Source organism: Streptomyces sp. NPDC044003 (genome assembly GCF_056435185.1).
Map to the genome: position 1 here is coordinate 127,392 of NZ_JBWKFA010000012.1, position 14,352 is coordinate 141,743.

Below are 14,352 nucleotides of genomic sequence, written 5' to 3' on the forward strand. Positions count from 1 at the left end.
CATCACGAAATTGCTCATTCAACTCTGCTGCGCTCCTTCGTCGTTCGGATGCGCGACGTCTACCGACTACGCCAAGCGGGGGATGCACCCCCGCCCGGCGTGTCCTCCGGTAGTCCGGTCAACGACTCGGTGGAGTCCACCGACATAGTCCAGCCGATGCCGTCAGCACCGTCGGCCGCCGCCAGGGGCGCGGCGAGGAGTTCCCAGGTGCCGTCCACGCCCCACCTGAGCAGCCGCTTGTGAGCGGTCTGGAATGAGCCCAGCTTGTCCGGCAGATCCCGCCAGGGCGAGCCAGCGCGGTACTTCCACCCGATGGCCTCCAGAGTTTGATGATGGTCGGCCCGCCCCTCGCCGACCACGGACCGGACCGGCCGGCATCGACGGCTCGATCCGGTCCCACATCGCATCAGTGATCACCCGCCGGACAGGCACATCCGATCAACCGACGAGCAGATCAAGGAGACACGCTCTAGCCCTGGACCGGGCGTCCTGACGTTGGCCGTTCGCGCCTATTAAGTCTTGCTTCGCGCCGGCCGGCGCCGGCCTGGGGGCCGTCCGGACCAGCGGACGGGGCGCGTCACGCAGGGACGCCGAGCGGCGGGTGCTCGAGCACGCGGGGCTTGTACTCGACCAGCTGGATGCGGCCGTCGAAGGTGCGGTGATCGATCATCTCGAGGGCAACGTCCGGATAGCCGTCGTAGATGCGTTCTTCGCCCGTGGCCCCGGTGATCACCGGGAACATCACGACCCGGAAGCGGTCGACGAGTCCGGCTCGTAGCAGGGACCGGCACAGGCTGAGGCTGCCGATCGTGCTGAGGAGCCCCGAGCCACTCGACTTCATGGCGCGGACCGCCTCGACGGCATCGTCGCGTACGAGCGTGGAATTGGCCCACGTCAGTGGCTCCTCGAGTGAGGAGGAGAACACCACCTTGGACGCTTGCGTGAGGTCGTCGACGGACGCCTCTTCTTCGGGCCTGAGCTCGTCTTGGTCATTCGGGATCTCGCCTGCGGCGAAGCCCGACATCAGGCGGTAGGTGTTCGCTCCCATCAGGTAGGTGGCCTCAGGCTGATCGCCGAGCCATGCGAGGTACTCCGGGCCCTCAAGGCCCCAGAACCCTGGCCATCCCTGTCCCGATGCGTGACCGTCGAGGGAGGTGATGAAGTCGACGAGAAGCTCCGACATGGCGGTGTCCTTTCCTGGCTGATCGCGAGTGCCATCGCCGCTGGTCCGATGGGGACGTGACAAACGAGCTCTGGCCGAGCTCGCGGCCCCGGCCGTGGGCTCCGCGGGCAGCGGACCGTATGCGACCAGCTGCCCGCGGGACGGCGGTAGTCGGACGGCCTCGGGGGAGGGGGACCAGGAGCGCGTCTGGCCGGGGATCCTGCCGGACTCCCCATGCCGCATCGCTGCCTCGTACCCGGAGTGCCCACCGGGCTCAGGCGGTGTCGGTGCCGCCCCCTGCCGTCAACGTCGGACGGGCCGGAAGCCCCGGCCCGCAGGATGTACGGGACGGGGCCATGGGTGGGATCACCGTCAGCGCACAGCACATGGACCGCCTGCTGCACGACCCCACCAGTACGTACGGCGCCCCGTACCAGCAGGCCTTCGTCGAGCTCGCTGCCTCTCACCGCGGCCGGCCCGCTGCCGAGATCGTGCCGCTTCTCCGCACGGCCGCCGACGCCGTGCTCCTCGGTTTCACCGGTGCGGACCTGGCCGGGCAGGCGGAGGCAATCAGCACCGGTGCCCGGTACGAGCTGCGCGTACGGGTCACCCGCGCCTGATCGGGTCCGCCTGCTCGGGGGTGTGCGGTCACGTCGAGTGTCTGCATGGCCTGAGGTCGGACCTGTGGGGTCTTGGCGCGTGTGGCACAGGCCGGACTTGCTGGGCAGCAGTTCTTCCGCCGTTTCGGATCGATGGCACAGCCGCGCAGTCCCACGAACGTGGCATTTCCTCCGCGGCCTTGGCCGACCGGCCGCGACCGACGAGCCGCGTTGTGTCGACGTGCATCCCATCTGTCTGATGGTGAGTCGTTGACCTGCTGGGGTGTCGGGTCGTTCTGTTCCGATCTGCGTGAATCACCGCTGAGTGGGTCGCGGATCAGGTGCGTTGGCGCCGCGAGCTCGGGATTGCCGCGAGGCGATGGCAGTCATCAACCCCGAGGGGTGGCGGCCCTGTTTGAGCCCTGAATCGACTGGTCGACGACGGCCTGGCGGCCCCCGCACGGGGCCGGCGCGCCGCCCGCCGGGCGCGCCGGTCGAGGTAGGCCCGCAAGCGGAACCTTAAATGAGACCGAACCAAATAGTCCGCAACAAAACCATCTGCTAGGGTCTCCTTGTTGCGACAACTGGCAAGGGAGACCACACGTTTGCTGCATTCGACTCCGCGCCATCGCTCGCCGCGCCCGCCGCCCCGAGTAGCGGGCCGCCCTGGATCCGGCCGCCGATGAGCCGGCTCCCCGTCCACGCCGCAACTGTCTGACCTGCCCTCCCATCCCACCGCGAACCGTCGAAAGGCTGACCGCCATGAGCGAGCACACCGCCACTGAGACCACCACCGGCACCACCCAGAACGACGGCCCGGCCCCCCGAGCGCTCACCGATCAGGAGCTCTCCCGGCTGTTGAGCCAGCAGCAGTTCGGCGTACTCGCGAGCATCAGGAGCACCGGCCACCCGCACCTGTCGACCGTCCTCTACGACTGGAACGCCGAGGAACGCCTCCTGCGGGTCTCCTCCACCGCCGACCGCCTCAAGGTCCGCCAGTTGCGCCGCGACCCGCACGCCTCACTGCACGTCAGCGGCCCGGACATCTGGTCGTTCGCCGTGGCGGAAGGAGAGGCGGAGATAGTCGACCCGGCCGACGGGGCGGCCCCCGGCGAGCAGCCGCTGCCTGACCGGCGCGTGACCATCCTGCTCCGGGTCTCGCGCCTGTACGGGACCGCCCTGGACGTCCCCGCCCAGGACTGAGGAACCCGCGCCGCAACGGTCATCCGCCGGCAGTCGGCCTGGGTACCGCCGCCGCCGCGGTGGGCGAGGAGGGATCAGTGGATGTGGAACGGCGCCACCGGCTTCGGTCTCGTGACTTCTCTGACCTACGAGATGAGGCCGACGCCGGAGGATCGGTCGTCGGCCCCTTCAGGGCTCAGAGCTCCTTCGCGTCGCTTGTGCGGGCGACGATCTGGTTCGGGAGCCGGACAAGGAAAAGGCCTGTGCGGCCGTCGGCGTAACGCAGATAACCTGCGGGAATGAAGCGGATTCAGCGGGCCGCCGGCGCGGTCGTCGGCTCAGCGGTGGGTGACGCTCTGGGCGGCCCGTTCGAGTTCGGTCCCCAAGGCGCGTTCTCCGCGCGGTTTCCCGCGCCTGGTGCCGGTGGCGAGATGTGCGGAGGCGGTGGCTGGGACCCCGGCGAGGCCACCGACGACACGCAGATGGCCGTCCTGGTCGCGGAGTCGCTGCTGGAGCGGGGCGGACTGGATCTGCCGGACATTTTCGCCCGCTTCCAGCGGTGGGCAGCCTCACAGCCCAAGGACATCGGCTTGCAGACCGAGGACGTCCTGACCAACGGCATGGCCTGGGACCTCGCCGCCGCGATCCACTTCCAGGCCAACCAACGAGCAGCGGGAAACGGCTCCTTGATGCGCGCGTCGACCTCCGCAGTCCACTTCGCGGCCGCCGGCCAAGAAGCCACCATGGACGCGGCCCGCCGTATCGCTGCCCTCACCCACGGGGACCGCGCGGCCTGGGAAGGCACCGCGATCTTCCACGAGCTCATCCGAGTCACGTTCGAGGACACTGCCCCCCTCGCCGCGCTCCCGGACGTCCTGGATCTTGTCCACCCCGACCACCGCGACCGCTACGCCACCGTCCTCGCGCCCGACTGGCACCCCGATCAGGCGACCGAGTTCAACGGTGCCGTCTGGCCCTGTCTGGGATCCGCCGTCTGGGCCCTGCGCACCACCGACAGCTTCGAAGACGCGGTACGCGCGGCGATCGACCTGGGCGGTGACACGGACACCGTTGCCGCAGTGACCGGAGGCCTCGCGGGGGCGTATTACGGGCTGGACGCGATCCCCGCCCACTGGACCAAGCCGCTCCATGTCCCCCTCCCAGGATTCGACGGACGCGTGCTGTACCTGCCCGACCTGCTCCACCTTGCACACCGCCTCGGAGAGGGGCTGTCGATGGGACCGGGGTGGTAGCCCCCATGAATGCCGGCGGGGGTCAGGAGGAGTGCCTGGTGCCGTGAGCTGCCGATGCGCCAACAAACGGACAGGAGGCCGGTAGGGCGCCCTACGTGGTTGCATGTCATCGTTCCACCCGCAGAGCGGGCAGGCCGAGGTTCACCAGTCCGCCGCGGGGCGCGGTGTCCATCTGGCTGATCTTGGACTCGGCGCCGGCCAGGCTGACGCGGAGCCCTTCGATCTTGCCGAGCCAGCCCTCCCTTTCCGCCTCGGCGATGAGGTCAACGAGGTTGTCCCGGATCTCCATCACCCGACCGCGTTGAGTGGGGTCGGGGCGAAGCAGGGAACAGAGGACGCAGGCGTGCTCGGGACGAGCTGTTCGATGCCATGACCTGTGACCGGGACAGGGCAGCCGTCCTGCTCTTGCGTCTCCAGCGGGTGAACGCGCTCGTCATCCCGGTCAGCTCGGCGACCTCCAAAAGCAGCTCGGGGAAGTCGACCTTCGCAGTATTGCGTTGGCGAGCCGGGGGAAGGCGGGCATCGGCTTCGGCTCAGCGGCCGGCCCCAGCCGGTCCAGGGCCAGGATGGTGCACTTCACGCCACGTCGGCGCAGGTAGGAGCGGTTTGCGCGGGAGCCGTACGCCTTGTCTGCCCGGACCCTGTCCGGCTCCGTGCGAGGGCGGCCGGGTCCGATCCTGGGCACCCGAATGGCGTTCAGGACCGGCTGGAAGTGAGGGCTGTCGTGCCGCTGGCCAGCGGTGACGAGCAGGGACAGCGGCTTCTGTCCTGCTCGACCGCCAGGTGCAGCTTCGTGGTCAGCCCGCCGCGCGAGCGGCCGAGGCCGTGGTCGTCGGGCTCGGTGTCGACGCCGCCGGGAGGCTCCTTCTGGAGATCCCCTTTTTTACGCGCTCCAGCGGCATGCTGGTGGGCGCGGGCGATGGTGGAGTCGATGCTTACGTCCCACGTGGTCAGGCCTTTCGCCTCGGCCTCGGCCTGCAGCTGCTCGCAGATCCGCTTCCAGGTGCCGTTGCGCTGCCAGCGCCGGAAGAGGTCGTAGGCTCGGTCCCACGGCCCATACCGTTCAGGCAGGTCACGCCAAGGCGCCCCAGTCCGCGTCCGCCAACGTATGCCGTCGATCAGCTGCCGCCGGGTCCAGGTCCGCGGGCGACCTGGCTTCTTGCCCACCGGCAGCAGCGGCTCCAGTTCGCTCCCACTGGCCGTCCGTCAGATCACCACGCCCCACGGCCCGTGATCATCTAGGACCTTGATCCACTTTCGCAACAGGGCCCTAGTACGGCAACGACGCCAGGCCAAGCCGGTCCTACGAGCTCGGGGCCGCCGGCCAGGGCGAGGGCCGGGCTCTGGTGCCGAGGGCCCGGGCGGGCGTAACGTGCAGACATGGTCGAGGCACGTTCGAGCCTGCCCGGCGGCGCAGGGGCGGGCGAAGTGGAACCGCGTGGGCGCGGACAACGTGGGAAGCCGCCGTGGCCGGCCCCCGGTGGATGGAACGCGGCCGACCCGAAGTCTTCACGGCCGAGGGCGCGGAAGAGCAAGGCCGCGCTTCCGGTCGTCGTCCTCGCCGCCGCGTCGCTGGCGATGACGGCCTGTTCGTCCTCCTCCACCCCGAGCGCCCCCACCCCGGCTCCGGCGGCCCCGTCGACCTCGTCGGCCCCGTCGACGCCGCCCAGCGGTACGAGCTCCTCGCCGACCTCGCCGACCTCGCCGACCTCGCCGACCTCGCCGTCGTCGGGCGGGAGTACCCGGACGACCCACCCGAGCGGCCCTCCCAAGGAGTGCAGGACCAGCCAGCTCTCGGCTGCCCTGACGAGTCCCGAACCCGCCGCGGGCTCGATCTACGCGACCCTGGTGTTCACCAACAGCTCCACCGCCACGTGCACGATGACCGGCTACCCGGGCGTGTCCTACGTCGCGCAGAACGGAGTGCAGTCCGGCAACGCCGCCGTGCGCGAGCCGGGGACGGTCACCACCGTCACCCTCAAGCCCGGCGGACGGGCGAGCGCCAAGCTGCGCGACGCGAACGGCATCAGCGGTTACGACCCGGCGCAGTGCAAGCTCTCTCCCGCCGAGGGCCTGCGGATCTACCCACCGGATCAGAAGGCCGCGCTCTTCGTCCCGTGGAAGACGGAGCACTGCGCGGGCCCGACCGTGCACTCGCTGACCATCGGACCCGTCCAACCGGACTGACCTGGTGGACACGGCCTAGGTGTCGCGGGCGAGGGCCGAGACCGGCCGCGGCATCATGGCGACTCCGGGCTGCGGATTCCGCCGTCGAGGGCGGAGACGGCGGCGTTCTTCGCGTCGTGGCACGAGGAGCTGGGCCGGGCGGAAGTACCCGGTGTCGGTCCGCAACTACGTGATGTCGAAGACGGCCTACCTCTCCAGGGTCCGGGCCAGCGAGCTGTGCCTGGTCCGGCTGGGGGAACTGTACTGGGAGGGGGGAGTGGGGACGGTTCCTGGTGCGGGGCAAGCGAGCGCAAGGGGCAGGGCCGCGGGAGCGGTTGGCGTTCATGTGCGCCAAGCGCCTGACTGGACCATCTCGCGTTGGATGTCCGGATGCCCCACAAGCAGAGTGGATCGTGTCCGTGCGTCAGCGCGCCTCACGAGTGGACCCGTGGATGCCGAACATCCCTGGCTTCCCCCAAGGACTCTTGGACCTGCATCACGCCTGGCATCAACCCTCAGCTCACCCGACTCTACCGACGAGGGCTCATCTCCTCGGGAGCCCGGGCTCAAGCCTGGAGTTCTTGACCTTCCACCGAGACTTCATCCAGCAGGTCCATGCCTGGTACGACAACCAGTCCTTCGCTAACCAGGCAGCCGTACAGCCGTGGGCAGAGGTGCCCGTCGGACCCAAGGGATGGAGTACGCCTACAAACGCCGTCATCATGGGCGGAGACCTCATTCGTCGAGGAGATCAGTGGATCGCGCGCCCTGAAGAGAGCCACGACTCCCAACTGAACACCTATCGCGTGCTAGCCACCAGAGGCACCCGAAGAACCCGCTTCTACTCCACGGATTCGATCACGCAAGGCTACCTACAGACGCTGATCCCTTCCCTCGACATGTGAACGGGGACCTGTGGATGCGGCGAGTGACCGGTCCTGGGTGCTGGGGCGGATGGATCGACAAGATGTGCGTCTCTTCGCTCGCACAGGCCGGTTAGGTCATCGTTTTTGTGACGAGATGGGGTAGGGGCTATTCGGGTGGAGTGCTGCGTGCGCCGCAACTGCTTCCCCTTCCGCGCCAGTCGTTTCGTGCAGTGGCATGACGACCAAGGAGGCATTCCCGTGACTGGTGTTCAGGCTTTCACTACGGGTACCGCAGCACTGCTGGACCTTGACCCGTACCGCTTCCCCGCCGCGCTCGTCGACGACCTGCCGGAGCGGACGCCGGGCGTCTGCGACCGCGTGGAGCCCGGCGACTGCCTGCTGCCCACACCGGAGCCGGCGAGCCGGTTCTCCGCTCCTCTCGAGCCGGCCGACCGTCGCCGCCTGGAGCTGCATGCGGCCCTCACTACCGCAGGTATCGCGCCCCTGCCGGGGGACCTGGACGCCATCGAGGCCCTGTGCCAGCTGGCCGACACCACCCATGTCGCTCTCCGGCGATGGATCAATCACGCCATGTGATCCGCACCGCACCGGATGCACCGCTGGGAAGGGAACCGGACCGGGTGTGCTGGGCGGAAAGCGGAGCCAGGGCGCGCTGCCACATCCAAGGGATGTGGCAGCGCCTGCCGGATCACAACAACGCCCAGGCGAAATTCGCCACGTCCCGCCTCCCTGCCCGTACCGCTTCCGGTACGGAAGACTCAGGCCCTTCGTCAGCCGATCAGAGATGGGGCAGCACATGACTGGCACGGTGAGGGCGGCTCGGTGGCTGGCCTCGGCCGGTGATGACCCAGCCAGGTGTTTGCGCGAGTGGCGAACGGGTCTGCAGGGTGTCGTGCTCCTGCCCGCAGGCCGGATGTGGGATGCGCTCGCGGTCCCGGAGATGCTGGGACGCAGCCTGCTGACCGCCATCGCCCGCTCGGGCCATTCAGCCATGAGACCGGTGCTTCGCGACAGCAGGCGTCAGGAACTCGTACTCCTGATGGCTTCGGGCTCTCCTCCTCCCAGGTGCCTGCACCGGGCCGTCCGATATCTGACGAGCGGGAGGTGGCTGGCGGTTCCGGACCCCACCCGGATGGTGACAGGACTGTCCTGGCTCCTCCCACCCGACGGGACGGGAAAGCTGTTCTCCCCGACGGACGTGTACCCCCTGCTGTCCCCGCACCATTCAGCGAAGTGAGGGAGCAGAGCAAGAAACAGTCTGGCCGATACTTTTCGGGCCCTGGCGGCCTTTGCCGTGGCGGACGTCTGGCATCCCGCACACGATTACTCGTACCGGCTGCTCCTCCACGCTGCTGCACCATCTGGCAAGGGGTGCCTCCCACGACGTCTACCGGCTGAGAGGGCAGCCTTCGGGAGACTCGCAGATTCGAGGTCACGGTGGAACGCGGGTGCTCGTCTGGGTGATGCCGGAGTGCCCGCCGGGTGTGACGGGCAGATCCGCCCCGATCGGTCTGTGGAGGCCGGCGCGGAGGAGAGCGAGGGAGACGCGGATGGAGATGTCGGTGTCGCGTCCGGCGATCGTGGGCTGCATGTGCCGGGGCAACAGGACCGGGCTGGTCGTGGTCGAGGGGGAGGAGACCTTGAAGTGCTGGCGATGCGGGGCGGACCTGGCCGCCGGGTGAAGCGTTTCCCTCCCCGGCTCCCGACCACCTCACCGCCTTACTGCTCAGTCCTGCCCGACTCCGAGGAACACGAGGCCCTCACGACACTGGAGGCCGGCCTTGGCGCTGCGACCGGACAGGCGAGGCGGGCCGGGCGGCGCCCGGATCCGATGGCCGTCGTCTGATCCTTTTGCGCCGGGCTGCGCTCGCCGACCGCCGCGCCTACGCCACGGAGCTGGAGCACCTGCGCGACCGCGCACGTCACTCAGACCGAGTACGCCCTGGACCACGCAGAGGTGACTGCCGACGCGCTGCGTGCCTTTGACACCGACACAGGCAGTGCTACGCCGGCGGGGACATCCCACCCGAGCACCGATCTGGGACGACGAGTTCGACGCTGCCCGGTTCTACGTGCGGCAGGAGTACGCGCGGTGGACCTGCACGGAGAGAGCTGTTCTCTCCAGGACCTGACCCGCGAAGTGGAACCCTTCTGGCCGGCTGGCCGCCGTGACCTGCACTGGCACATCCTGCCCACCCCGGCCGAGGCCGCGGCTATCGCGGCCCTGTACGCCGACCGCGGCGATGCCCGGGAAGCGCTCAAGGACTTCCCCTTCAGCCACGTCCAGGACCCCTGGTTCCACATCACCCTCTTTATCAATAGGTCCTGCGAAGAATCCCAGGTGAGACGTCTCACATGGCCTCTGGCATGTTAGGGACGTAGATGTCCCAGCCGCTGCCTCCCCATAGCCGCGGAAAGCGGTGTTCTGCCGACCGCGGAGACGCAAGCCAGTAGCCTGATCGAACGGAGTCCGTGAGCCATGGGGGTGGTGAGTGCAGGCGCCTGCGACCGTCGTGCAGCTCGCTCTGCTCGTCCTTCTGGTGCTGCCCGGGGTCACCTATCAGTTCGTCCGGGAACGCCGCCGTGGGCCGGTGCCCGGTGAGCGTGATCTGGGTGAGCGGGTGCTGCGGGCGATCGTCGCGTCGATCGCGCTGGACGCTCTGTACGCCGTGGTGGCGGGGCCGGCGCTGGTTCGCCTGGCTCGAGGCACCGGCGGCGGCTGGGACGGCTTCGTGGAGCGGCCGCGAGTGGTCGGCTTCGTCGCCGTGGTGCTGTTCCTCGTCGTGCCGGCCGTGGCGGCGGTCACCGTTTCCCTGGTGGATCGGCAGCGGCGCAAGGCTCGGTTCCTGCGCACGCCCAGTGCCTGGGACCACGCGTTCCGCGACCGCGAACCGTGCTTCGTGCGCGTGCGGCTCAAGGACGGCAACTGGGCGGGCGGCTGGTACGGCGACCGGTCGTACGCCTCCTCGTACCCCCACCCGGCCGAGCTGTACCTCGAGTCGGCGCGCGTGATGGGTGCCGACGGGTCGTTCGGCGTGCGCGTGCGCGGGACGGCGGGCCTGCTGTTGCGGGCGGAAGACTTCGACGTGCTGGAGTTCGTCGAAGCCGGAGAACCGGCGGCCGTGCCGGGGGAGGAGCGATAATGGCGCACGAACCCGAACTCTCACCCGAACCCGAACTCTCACCCGAAGAGGCGGCGCTGCTGCAGGAGGCCTCGGAACGCGGCTACACCCCGAAACGCTCGGTCGCCGAGCCGGACGAGGCGCCCGGCGGCCCGGCCGGCACCTCGAACGGCAACGAGGACTGACGCGTGGGCGGCGGGCCCGCGACCGGCCTGGCCGAGCGGTTCTGGGAGGCGTTCCATGTGGCCCGGCACAGCGCGGACCCCGCGTCGGTCGAGAAGGCGATCGACCTCGGCCATGCCCTGCTGGCCGCCGAGGACGTGGCCGAGCGCCGCTCGGTCCTGTCGAATCTCGGGGGCCTGCTGCAGACCCGCTATCACCAGACCGGCGACTTCGCGTTCCTGCAGGAAGCCGTCCAGGCAGTCACGGAGGCCTACTTCCTGGCGTACGGAAGTCCGGAGGATTCGGCGAGCTACGCCAACAACATCGGCATGCTGCTGCACACCGCGTTCCAGCAGAACCAGGACCTCGGGACCCTGGCCGACGCGCTGGACTGGAGCCGGGCGGCCGTCGACGAGGAACCGTCCACGAAGAAGGCGTTCTACCTGGGTAACCTCGTCGTCGCGCTGCGGACGGCGTTCACCGTGACGGAAGACCTCGACCCCCTAGCGGAAGCCGTAGAGCACGCGCGGGCCGCTGTCGAGTGTTCCCCCGATGACAAGCTCACCGCGAGGAGCCTGCACTTCCTCTCCGTCGTCCTGCGCGACTGGTCCCATGAGACCGGGGAGACCGATGTCGTGGAGGAAGCCGTCGACGCCGCGCGGCGAGCGGTGGAGCTCACGCCGGCCGGATCGTCCGACGTGCTCGCCCGGCTGAAGAACCTCGCGTACCTTCTCGACGACCGCTACCGGGCTCGCGGAGCGCGGGATGATCTGTCCGAACTGCTCCGGGTCCGGCAGACGCTGGTGGCCCACACCCCGGTCACCGATCCGCGGCACTCGCAGAACCTCGTCGAGCTGACGACCACAGAACGAGACTGGACCGCGCTCACCGGCGAGGGCACGAAATCGACCCGCGACTGGGAACGCGCAGACACCGAAGCCGAAGTGTGCGGCCGGTACGCCGCCGAGTTCGAGCAGACCCGAGACTCGGCCCGGCTCGAGCGGGCGATCGAGCTCGGGCGCTCGGTGGCGGCGGCGACCCCCGCCGGGCACCCCCGCCGCGGCGTGCGACTGGACCACTTCGCCACGGCGCTGGCCACCCGCGGTGAAGCGTTCGGGGACCACGCTGCGCTCGCGGAGGCCGTCATCATCGAGCGGGAGGCGGTCGCGTGCACACCGGCGGGCCATCCGCTGCGGGTCCAGTTCATGGGCAACCTCGCCGTCAACCTGAACGCGTTGTTCCATGCGACCGGAGACTTGGCCCACGTCATAGACGCGATCGACGTCGCTCGCCGTGCCGCCGAGGCCACCGCCGGGCAGGGTGACCACCCGCGTTCGCTCGGGATTCTCGCCGTCGTGCTGCACAACCGGTTCAGGGTGACCGGCGAGCTGCAGGTGCTGTCGGAGGCGGTCGACCGCGCGCGGGAGTCTGTCCGCCTCGGCGCGAGCCTGGTCGCCGGGCAGGCCCAGCGACTCTCCAACCTGGGCGCCATGCTGTCCGACTGGTTCACCAGGACGGGCGAGGCGACCGTCCTCGACGAGGCGATCGCCGCGCACCGCGCGGCCGCGGATGTGACGGCGGACGACGACCCGGGCCGTGCCATGCGGCTGGCCAATCTCGGCGGTGTGCTGGGGACGGCGTACGAGAAGTTCGGCGACCGGAACGCGTTGCGGGACGCGATCGCCGCGCGTCGCGCGTCCGTGGCCGCGACTCCGCAGGACAGTCCGCACTGGCCCCGGTACACCGCGAGCCTGGCCGCCGCGCTCGGCGACTGGTGCACGAACCCCGTCGCACCCGCCGTCGCGCGACGGGAGCCGCCGGATCCGCAGGTCCTCGCCGAGGCGGTCGGCCTGGCTCGGAGTGCGGCCCGGAGGCCCGAGCAGGACGCCTATTCCCGGGCGGGTTTTCTGACCCGTGTCGCCAACGTCCTGGCGCTCGGCTTCCGGCACCTCGACGACGCCGACGCGCTGACCGAGGCCCTCGACTGCTACCGGGAGGCCGCAGCGTCTGCCGGATCGCCAGCGGAGAGCCGGGCGGAAGGGGCGGACCGGTGGGGTGGTCTGGCCGCCGAAGCCGGGCAGTTCGACGTGGCCGCCGAGGGGTACGCCGCTGCGGTCCGGCTGCTGCCCCGGCTCGCCGGGCGCCGCCTGGGCCGAGAGGACGCCCAGTACTGGCTCGGTCGGTTCGCCGGGGTCGCCGCCGACGCGGCCGCGTGCGCACTGGCCGCCGGCGACGAGGTGAGCGCGGTGACCCTGCTCGAATCCGGGCGCTGCGTGCTCGCCGCCCAGGCACTCGACAGCCGCGGCGATCTTTCCGACCTGCACGAGCGGGCACCCGAGCTGGCCGAGCGCTTCCGGACGCTCACCGCGGAGTTCGAAACCGACACCACGAGCGACCGCGTGGCCCTCGCCGACGAGCTCGACGCGGTGACCGACCGGATCCGCGCGTTGCCCGGGATGGAGCGGTTCCTGCGGCCCCCGCTGCTCACCGACCTCACCGCGCAGGCGCACGAGGGCCCGATCGTGTACGTCAACGTCAGCCGGTACCGGTGTGACGCGCTGATCATCACTCCGGACGGGGTCCGGTCACGCGCGCTGGACCGGCTGAGCGAAGAGACCGTGAGTCACCGCGTGCGCGCTCTGCACACCGCGTTCACAGAGCGGCGGCTGGCCGCCGAGCAGGCGATCCATGACACGCTCGAGTGGCTGTGGGACACCGTCGTGGGCCCTGTCCTCGGCGAACTGGGTCTGACGGCGGAACCGGCTGCGGATGGTCCGTGGCCAAGGATCTGGTGGGCCCCGGTCGGGCCGCTCAGCCTGCTCCCCCTGCACGCGGCGGGCCACCACCGCGACGGCGGACCTGCGCTCCTCGACCGCGTCGTCTCCTCGACGACGCCGACGATCCGCGCTCTGGGCCACGCCCGCGCGGGCCGCCGCGACGACCGGAACGAGCCGCGGCTGCTGGTGGTCGCGATGCCGCACACTCCGGACGCCCCGGACCTGCCCGGCGCACAGACCGAAGCCGACCACCTGGCCGCTCTCATACCCGGCGCTACGGTCCTGGTCGGCGTGGACGCGACTCGTGACGCCGTTCTCGACGCCTTGCCGGCCAGTGGCTGGGCGCATTTCGCCTGCCACGGGTACAGCGACCCGGACAACCCTTCGGACAGCCACCTTGCGCTGCACGACTACGACCGCGCGCCGCTTCGGGTGCTGGACCTTTCCCGGCTGCGCCTGCGGAACGCGGAGTTCGCGTTCCTGTCGGCCTGCGACACGGCCCGCACCGCCGCGCGCCTGTCCGACGAGGCGATCCACCCGCTAGCGGCTTTTCAGATAGCCGGGTTCTCCCAGGTAGTCGGCACGCTCTGGCGCATAGACGACGCCGTGGCACCAGCCTTCAGCCAGCAGATCTACGGCGAGTTGATCGCGGATCGATCCGGTGCGTTGTGTGCGTCGGCGGCGGTCCATCGCACAGTCAGGCAGCTCAGGACGAAGTATCCGAACCTGCCGTCGGTGTGGGCCGCACACGTCCACGCGGGCGCCTGATTACGCGCACTCCGTCGTATCGGAGGTTGATCCGCAGCCGACTCTGCCAGCTGCGTCGGTAGCTGTCATCGGCATCCGCTCATGGCTCCCCTTTGTGTCAAGCCGTGGGCTCATTTTTGAACTCGGGCCCGATGAGTCGCTGAACGAGCTGCGGACCGTATGCCGCCGCCGACTCCGGCCTGGGGGCGGCGGCACGACCTGGCGCACTCACCAGTCGCCGGGGCGCGCTGCCCACCCACGCGATCGGCTGCCCCTCGCTGTTGCGGCCCCAGCG

The 14,352-nt window shown here is 69.9% G+C and carries 13 protein-coding genes and 2 pseudogenes; 10 read left to right on the top strand and 5 right to left on the bottom strand.

Features of this window, described 5'->3' with window-relative positions:
• Positions 1–128: 128 nt before the first annotated feature.
• A pseudogene (locus AC07AW_RS34745) lies at positions 129–432 on the bottom strand (transposase); the annotation flags it as partial.
• A 145-nt stretch (positions 433–577) separates the two neighbouring features.
• A complete protein-coding gene (locus AC07AW_RS34750; RefSeq protein ID WP_478819468.1) occupies positions 578–1,183 on the bottom strand; it encodes a dihydrofolate reductase family protein in 606 nt (201 codons plus the stop codon).
• Positions 1,184–1,518: 335 nt separating this feature from the next.
• On the opposite strand from AC07AW_RS34750, the gene AC07AW_RS34755 reads away from it, so the two are divergent.
• The 3 genes from AC07AW_RS34755 (at position 1,519) to AC07AW_RS34765 (ending at position 4,196) form a co-directional block, all read left to right on the top strand.
• Positions 1,519–1,782, top strand: a complete 264-nt coding sequence (locus tag AC07AW_RS34755; protein ID WP_478819469.1) for a hypothetical protein — start codon at positions 1,519–1,521, stop codon at positions 1,780–1,782.
• 741 nt (positions 1,783–2,523) lie between these two features.
• Positions 2,524–2,964, top strand: a complete 441-nt coding sequence (locus AC07AW_RS34760; RefSeq protein WP_478819470.1) for a pyridoxamine 5'-phosphate oxidase family protein — start codon at positions 2,524–2,526, stop codon at positions 2,962–2,964.
• Positions 2,965–3,242: 278 nt separating this feature from the next.
• A complete protein-coding gene (locus tag AC07AW_RS34765; RefSeq protein ID WP_478819471.1) occupies positions 3,243–4,196 on the top strand; it encodes an ADP-ribosylglycohydrolase family protein in 954 nt (317 codons plus the stop codon).
• A gap of 106 nt (positions 4,197–4,302) precedes the next feature.
• Here AC07AW_RS34765 and AC07AW_RS34770 read toward each other — a convergent pair whose 3' ends face one another.
• Positions 4,303–4,485, bottom strand: coding sequence for a hypothetical protein (locus AC07AW_RS34770; protein ID WP_478819472.1), 183 nt, complete (start codon positions 4,483–4,485; stop codon positions 4,303–4,305).
• Between the two features lie 276 nt (positions 4,486–4,761).
• Positions 4,762–5,421, bottom strand: a pseudogene (locus AC07AW_RS34775) (IS5 family transposase); the annotation flags it as partial.
• A gap of 155 nt (positions 5,422–5,576) precedes the next feature.
• On the opposite strand from AC07AW_RS34775, the gene AC07AW_RS34780 reads away from it, so the two are divergent.
• The 3 genes from AC07AW_RS34780 to AC07AW_RS34790 all read left to right on the top strand — a co-directional run bounded on the left by AC07AW_RS34780 (position 5,577) and on the right by AC07AW_RS34790 (position 7,825).
• A complete protein-coding gene (locus tag AC07AW_RS34780; RefSeq protein WP_478819473.1) occupies positions 5,577–6,383 on the top strand; it encodes a DUF4232 domain-containing protein in 807 nt (268 codons plus the stop codon).
• Positions 6,384–6,943: 560 nt separating this feature from the next.
• Positions 6,944–7,267 (top strand): hypothetical protein, encoded by a 324-nt coding sequence (locus tag AC07AW_RS34785; protein ID WP_478819474.1) that lies wholly within the window; start codon positions 6,944–6,946, stop codon positions 7,265–7,267.
• A 147-nt stretch (positions 7,268–7,414) separates the two neighbouring features.
• A complete protein-coding gene (locus tag AC07AW_RS34790; RefSeq protein WP_478819475.1) occupies positions 7,415–7,825 on the top strand; it encodes a hypothetical protein in 411 nt (136 codons plus the stop codon).
• A gap of 856 nt (positions 7,826–8,681) precedes the next feature.
• Here the strand turns inward: AC07AW_RS34790 and AC07AW_RS34795 are convergent.
• Positions 8,682–8,840: a hypothetical protein gene (locus tag AC07AW_RS34795; protein WP_478819476.1), complete on the bottom strand. Its 159-nt coding sequence runs from the start codon at positions 8,838–8,840 to the stop codon at positions 8,682–8,684.
• A gap of 501 nt (positions 8,841–9,341) precedes the next feature.
• Here AC07AW_RS34795 and AC07AW_RS34800 point away from each other — a divergent pair.
• The 4 genes from AC07AW_RS34800 to AC07AW_RS34815 all read left to right on the top strand — a co-directional run bounded on the left by AC07AW_RS34800 (position 9,342) and on the right by AC07AW_RS34815 (position 14,078).
• On the top strand, positions 9,342–9,623 hold the full coding sequence (locus tag AC07AW_RS34800; RefSeq protein ID WP_478819477.1) for a hypothetical protein: 282 nt from the start codon (positions 9,342–9,344) through the stop codon (positions 9,621–9,623).
• 139 nt (positions 9,624–9,762) lie between these two features.
• A complete protein-coding gene (locus AC07AW_RS34805) occupies positions 9,763–10,392 on the top strand; it encodes a DUF6338 family protein (RefSeq protein ID WP_478819478.1) in 630 nt (209 codons plus the stop codon).
• The gene (locus AC07AW_RS34810; RefSeq protein ID WP_478819479.1) at positions 10,392–10,556 is read left to right on the top strand and encodes a hypothetical protein; all 165 of its coding nucleotides are present in this window, start codon (positions 10,392–10,394) and stop codon (positions 10,554–10,556) included. Before AC07AW_RS34805 ends, AC07AW_RS34810 begins: the two co-directional genes overlap by 1 nt.
• 135 nt (positions 10,557–10,691) lie before the next feature.
• Positions 10,692–14,078 (top strand): CHAT domain-containing protein, encoded by a 3,387-nt coding sequence (locus tag AC07AW_RS34815; RefSeq protein ID WP_478819480.1) that lies wholly within the window; start codon positions 10,692–10,694, stop codon positions 14,076–14,078.
• Positions 14,079–14,352: the final 274 nt, after the last annotated feature.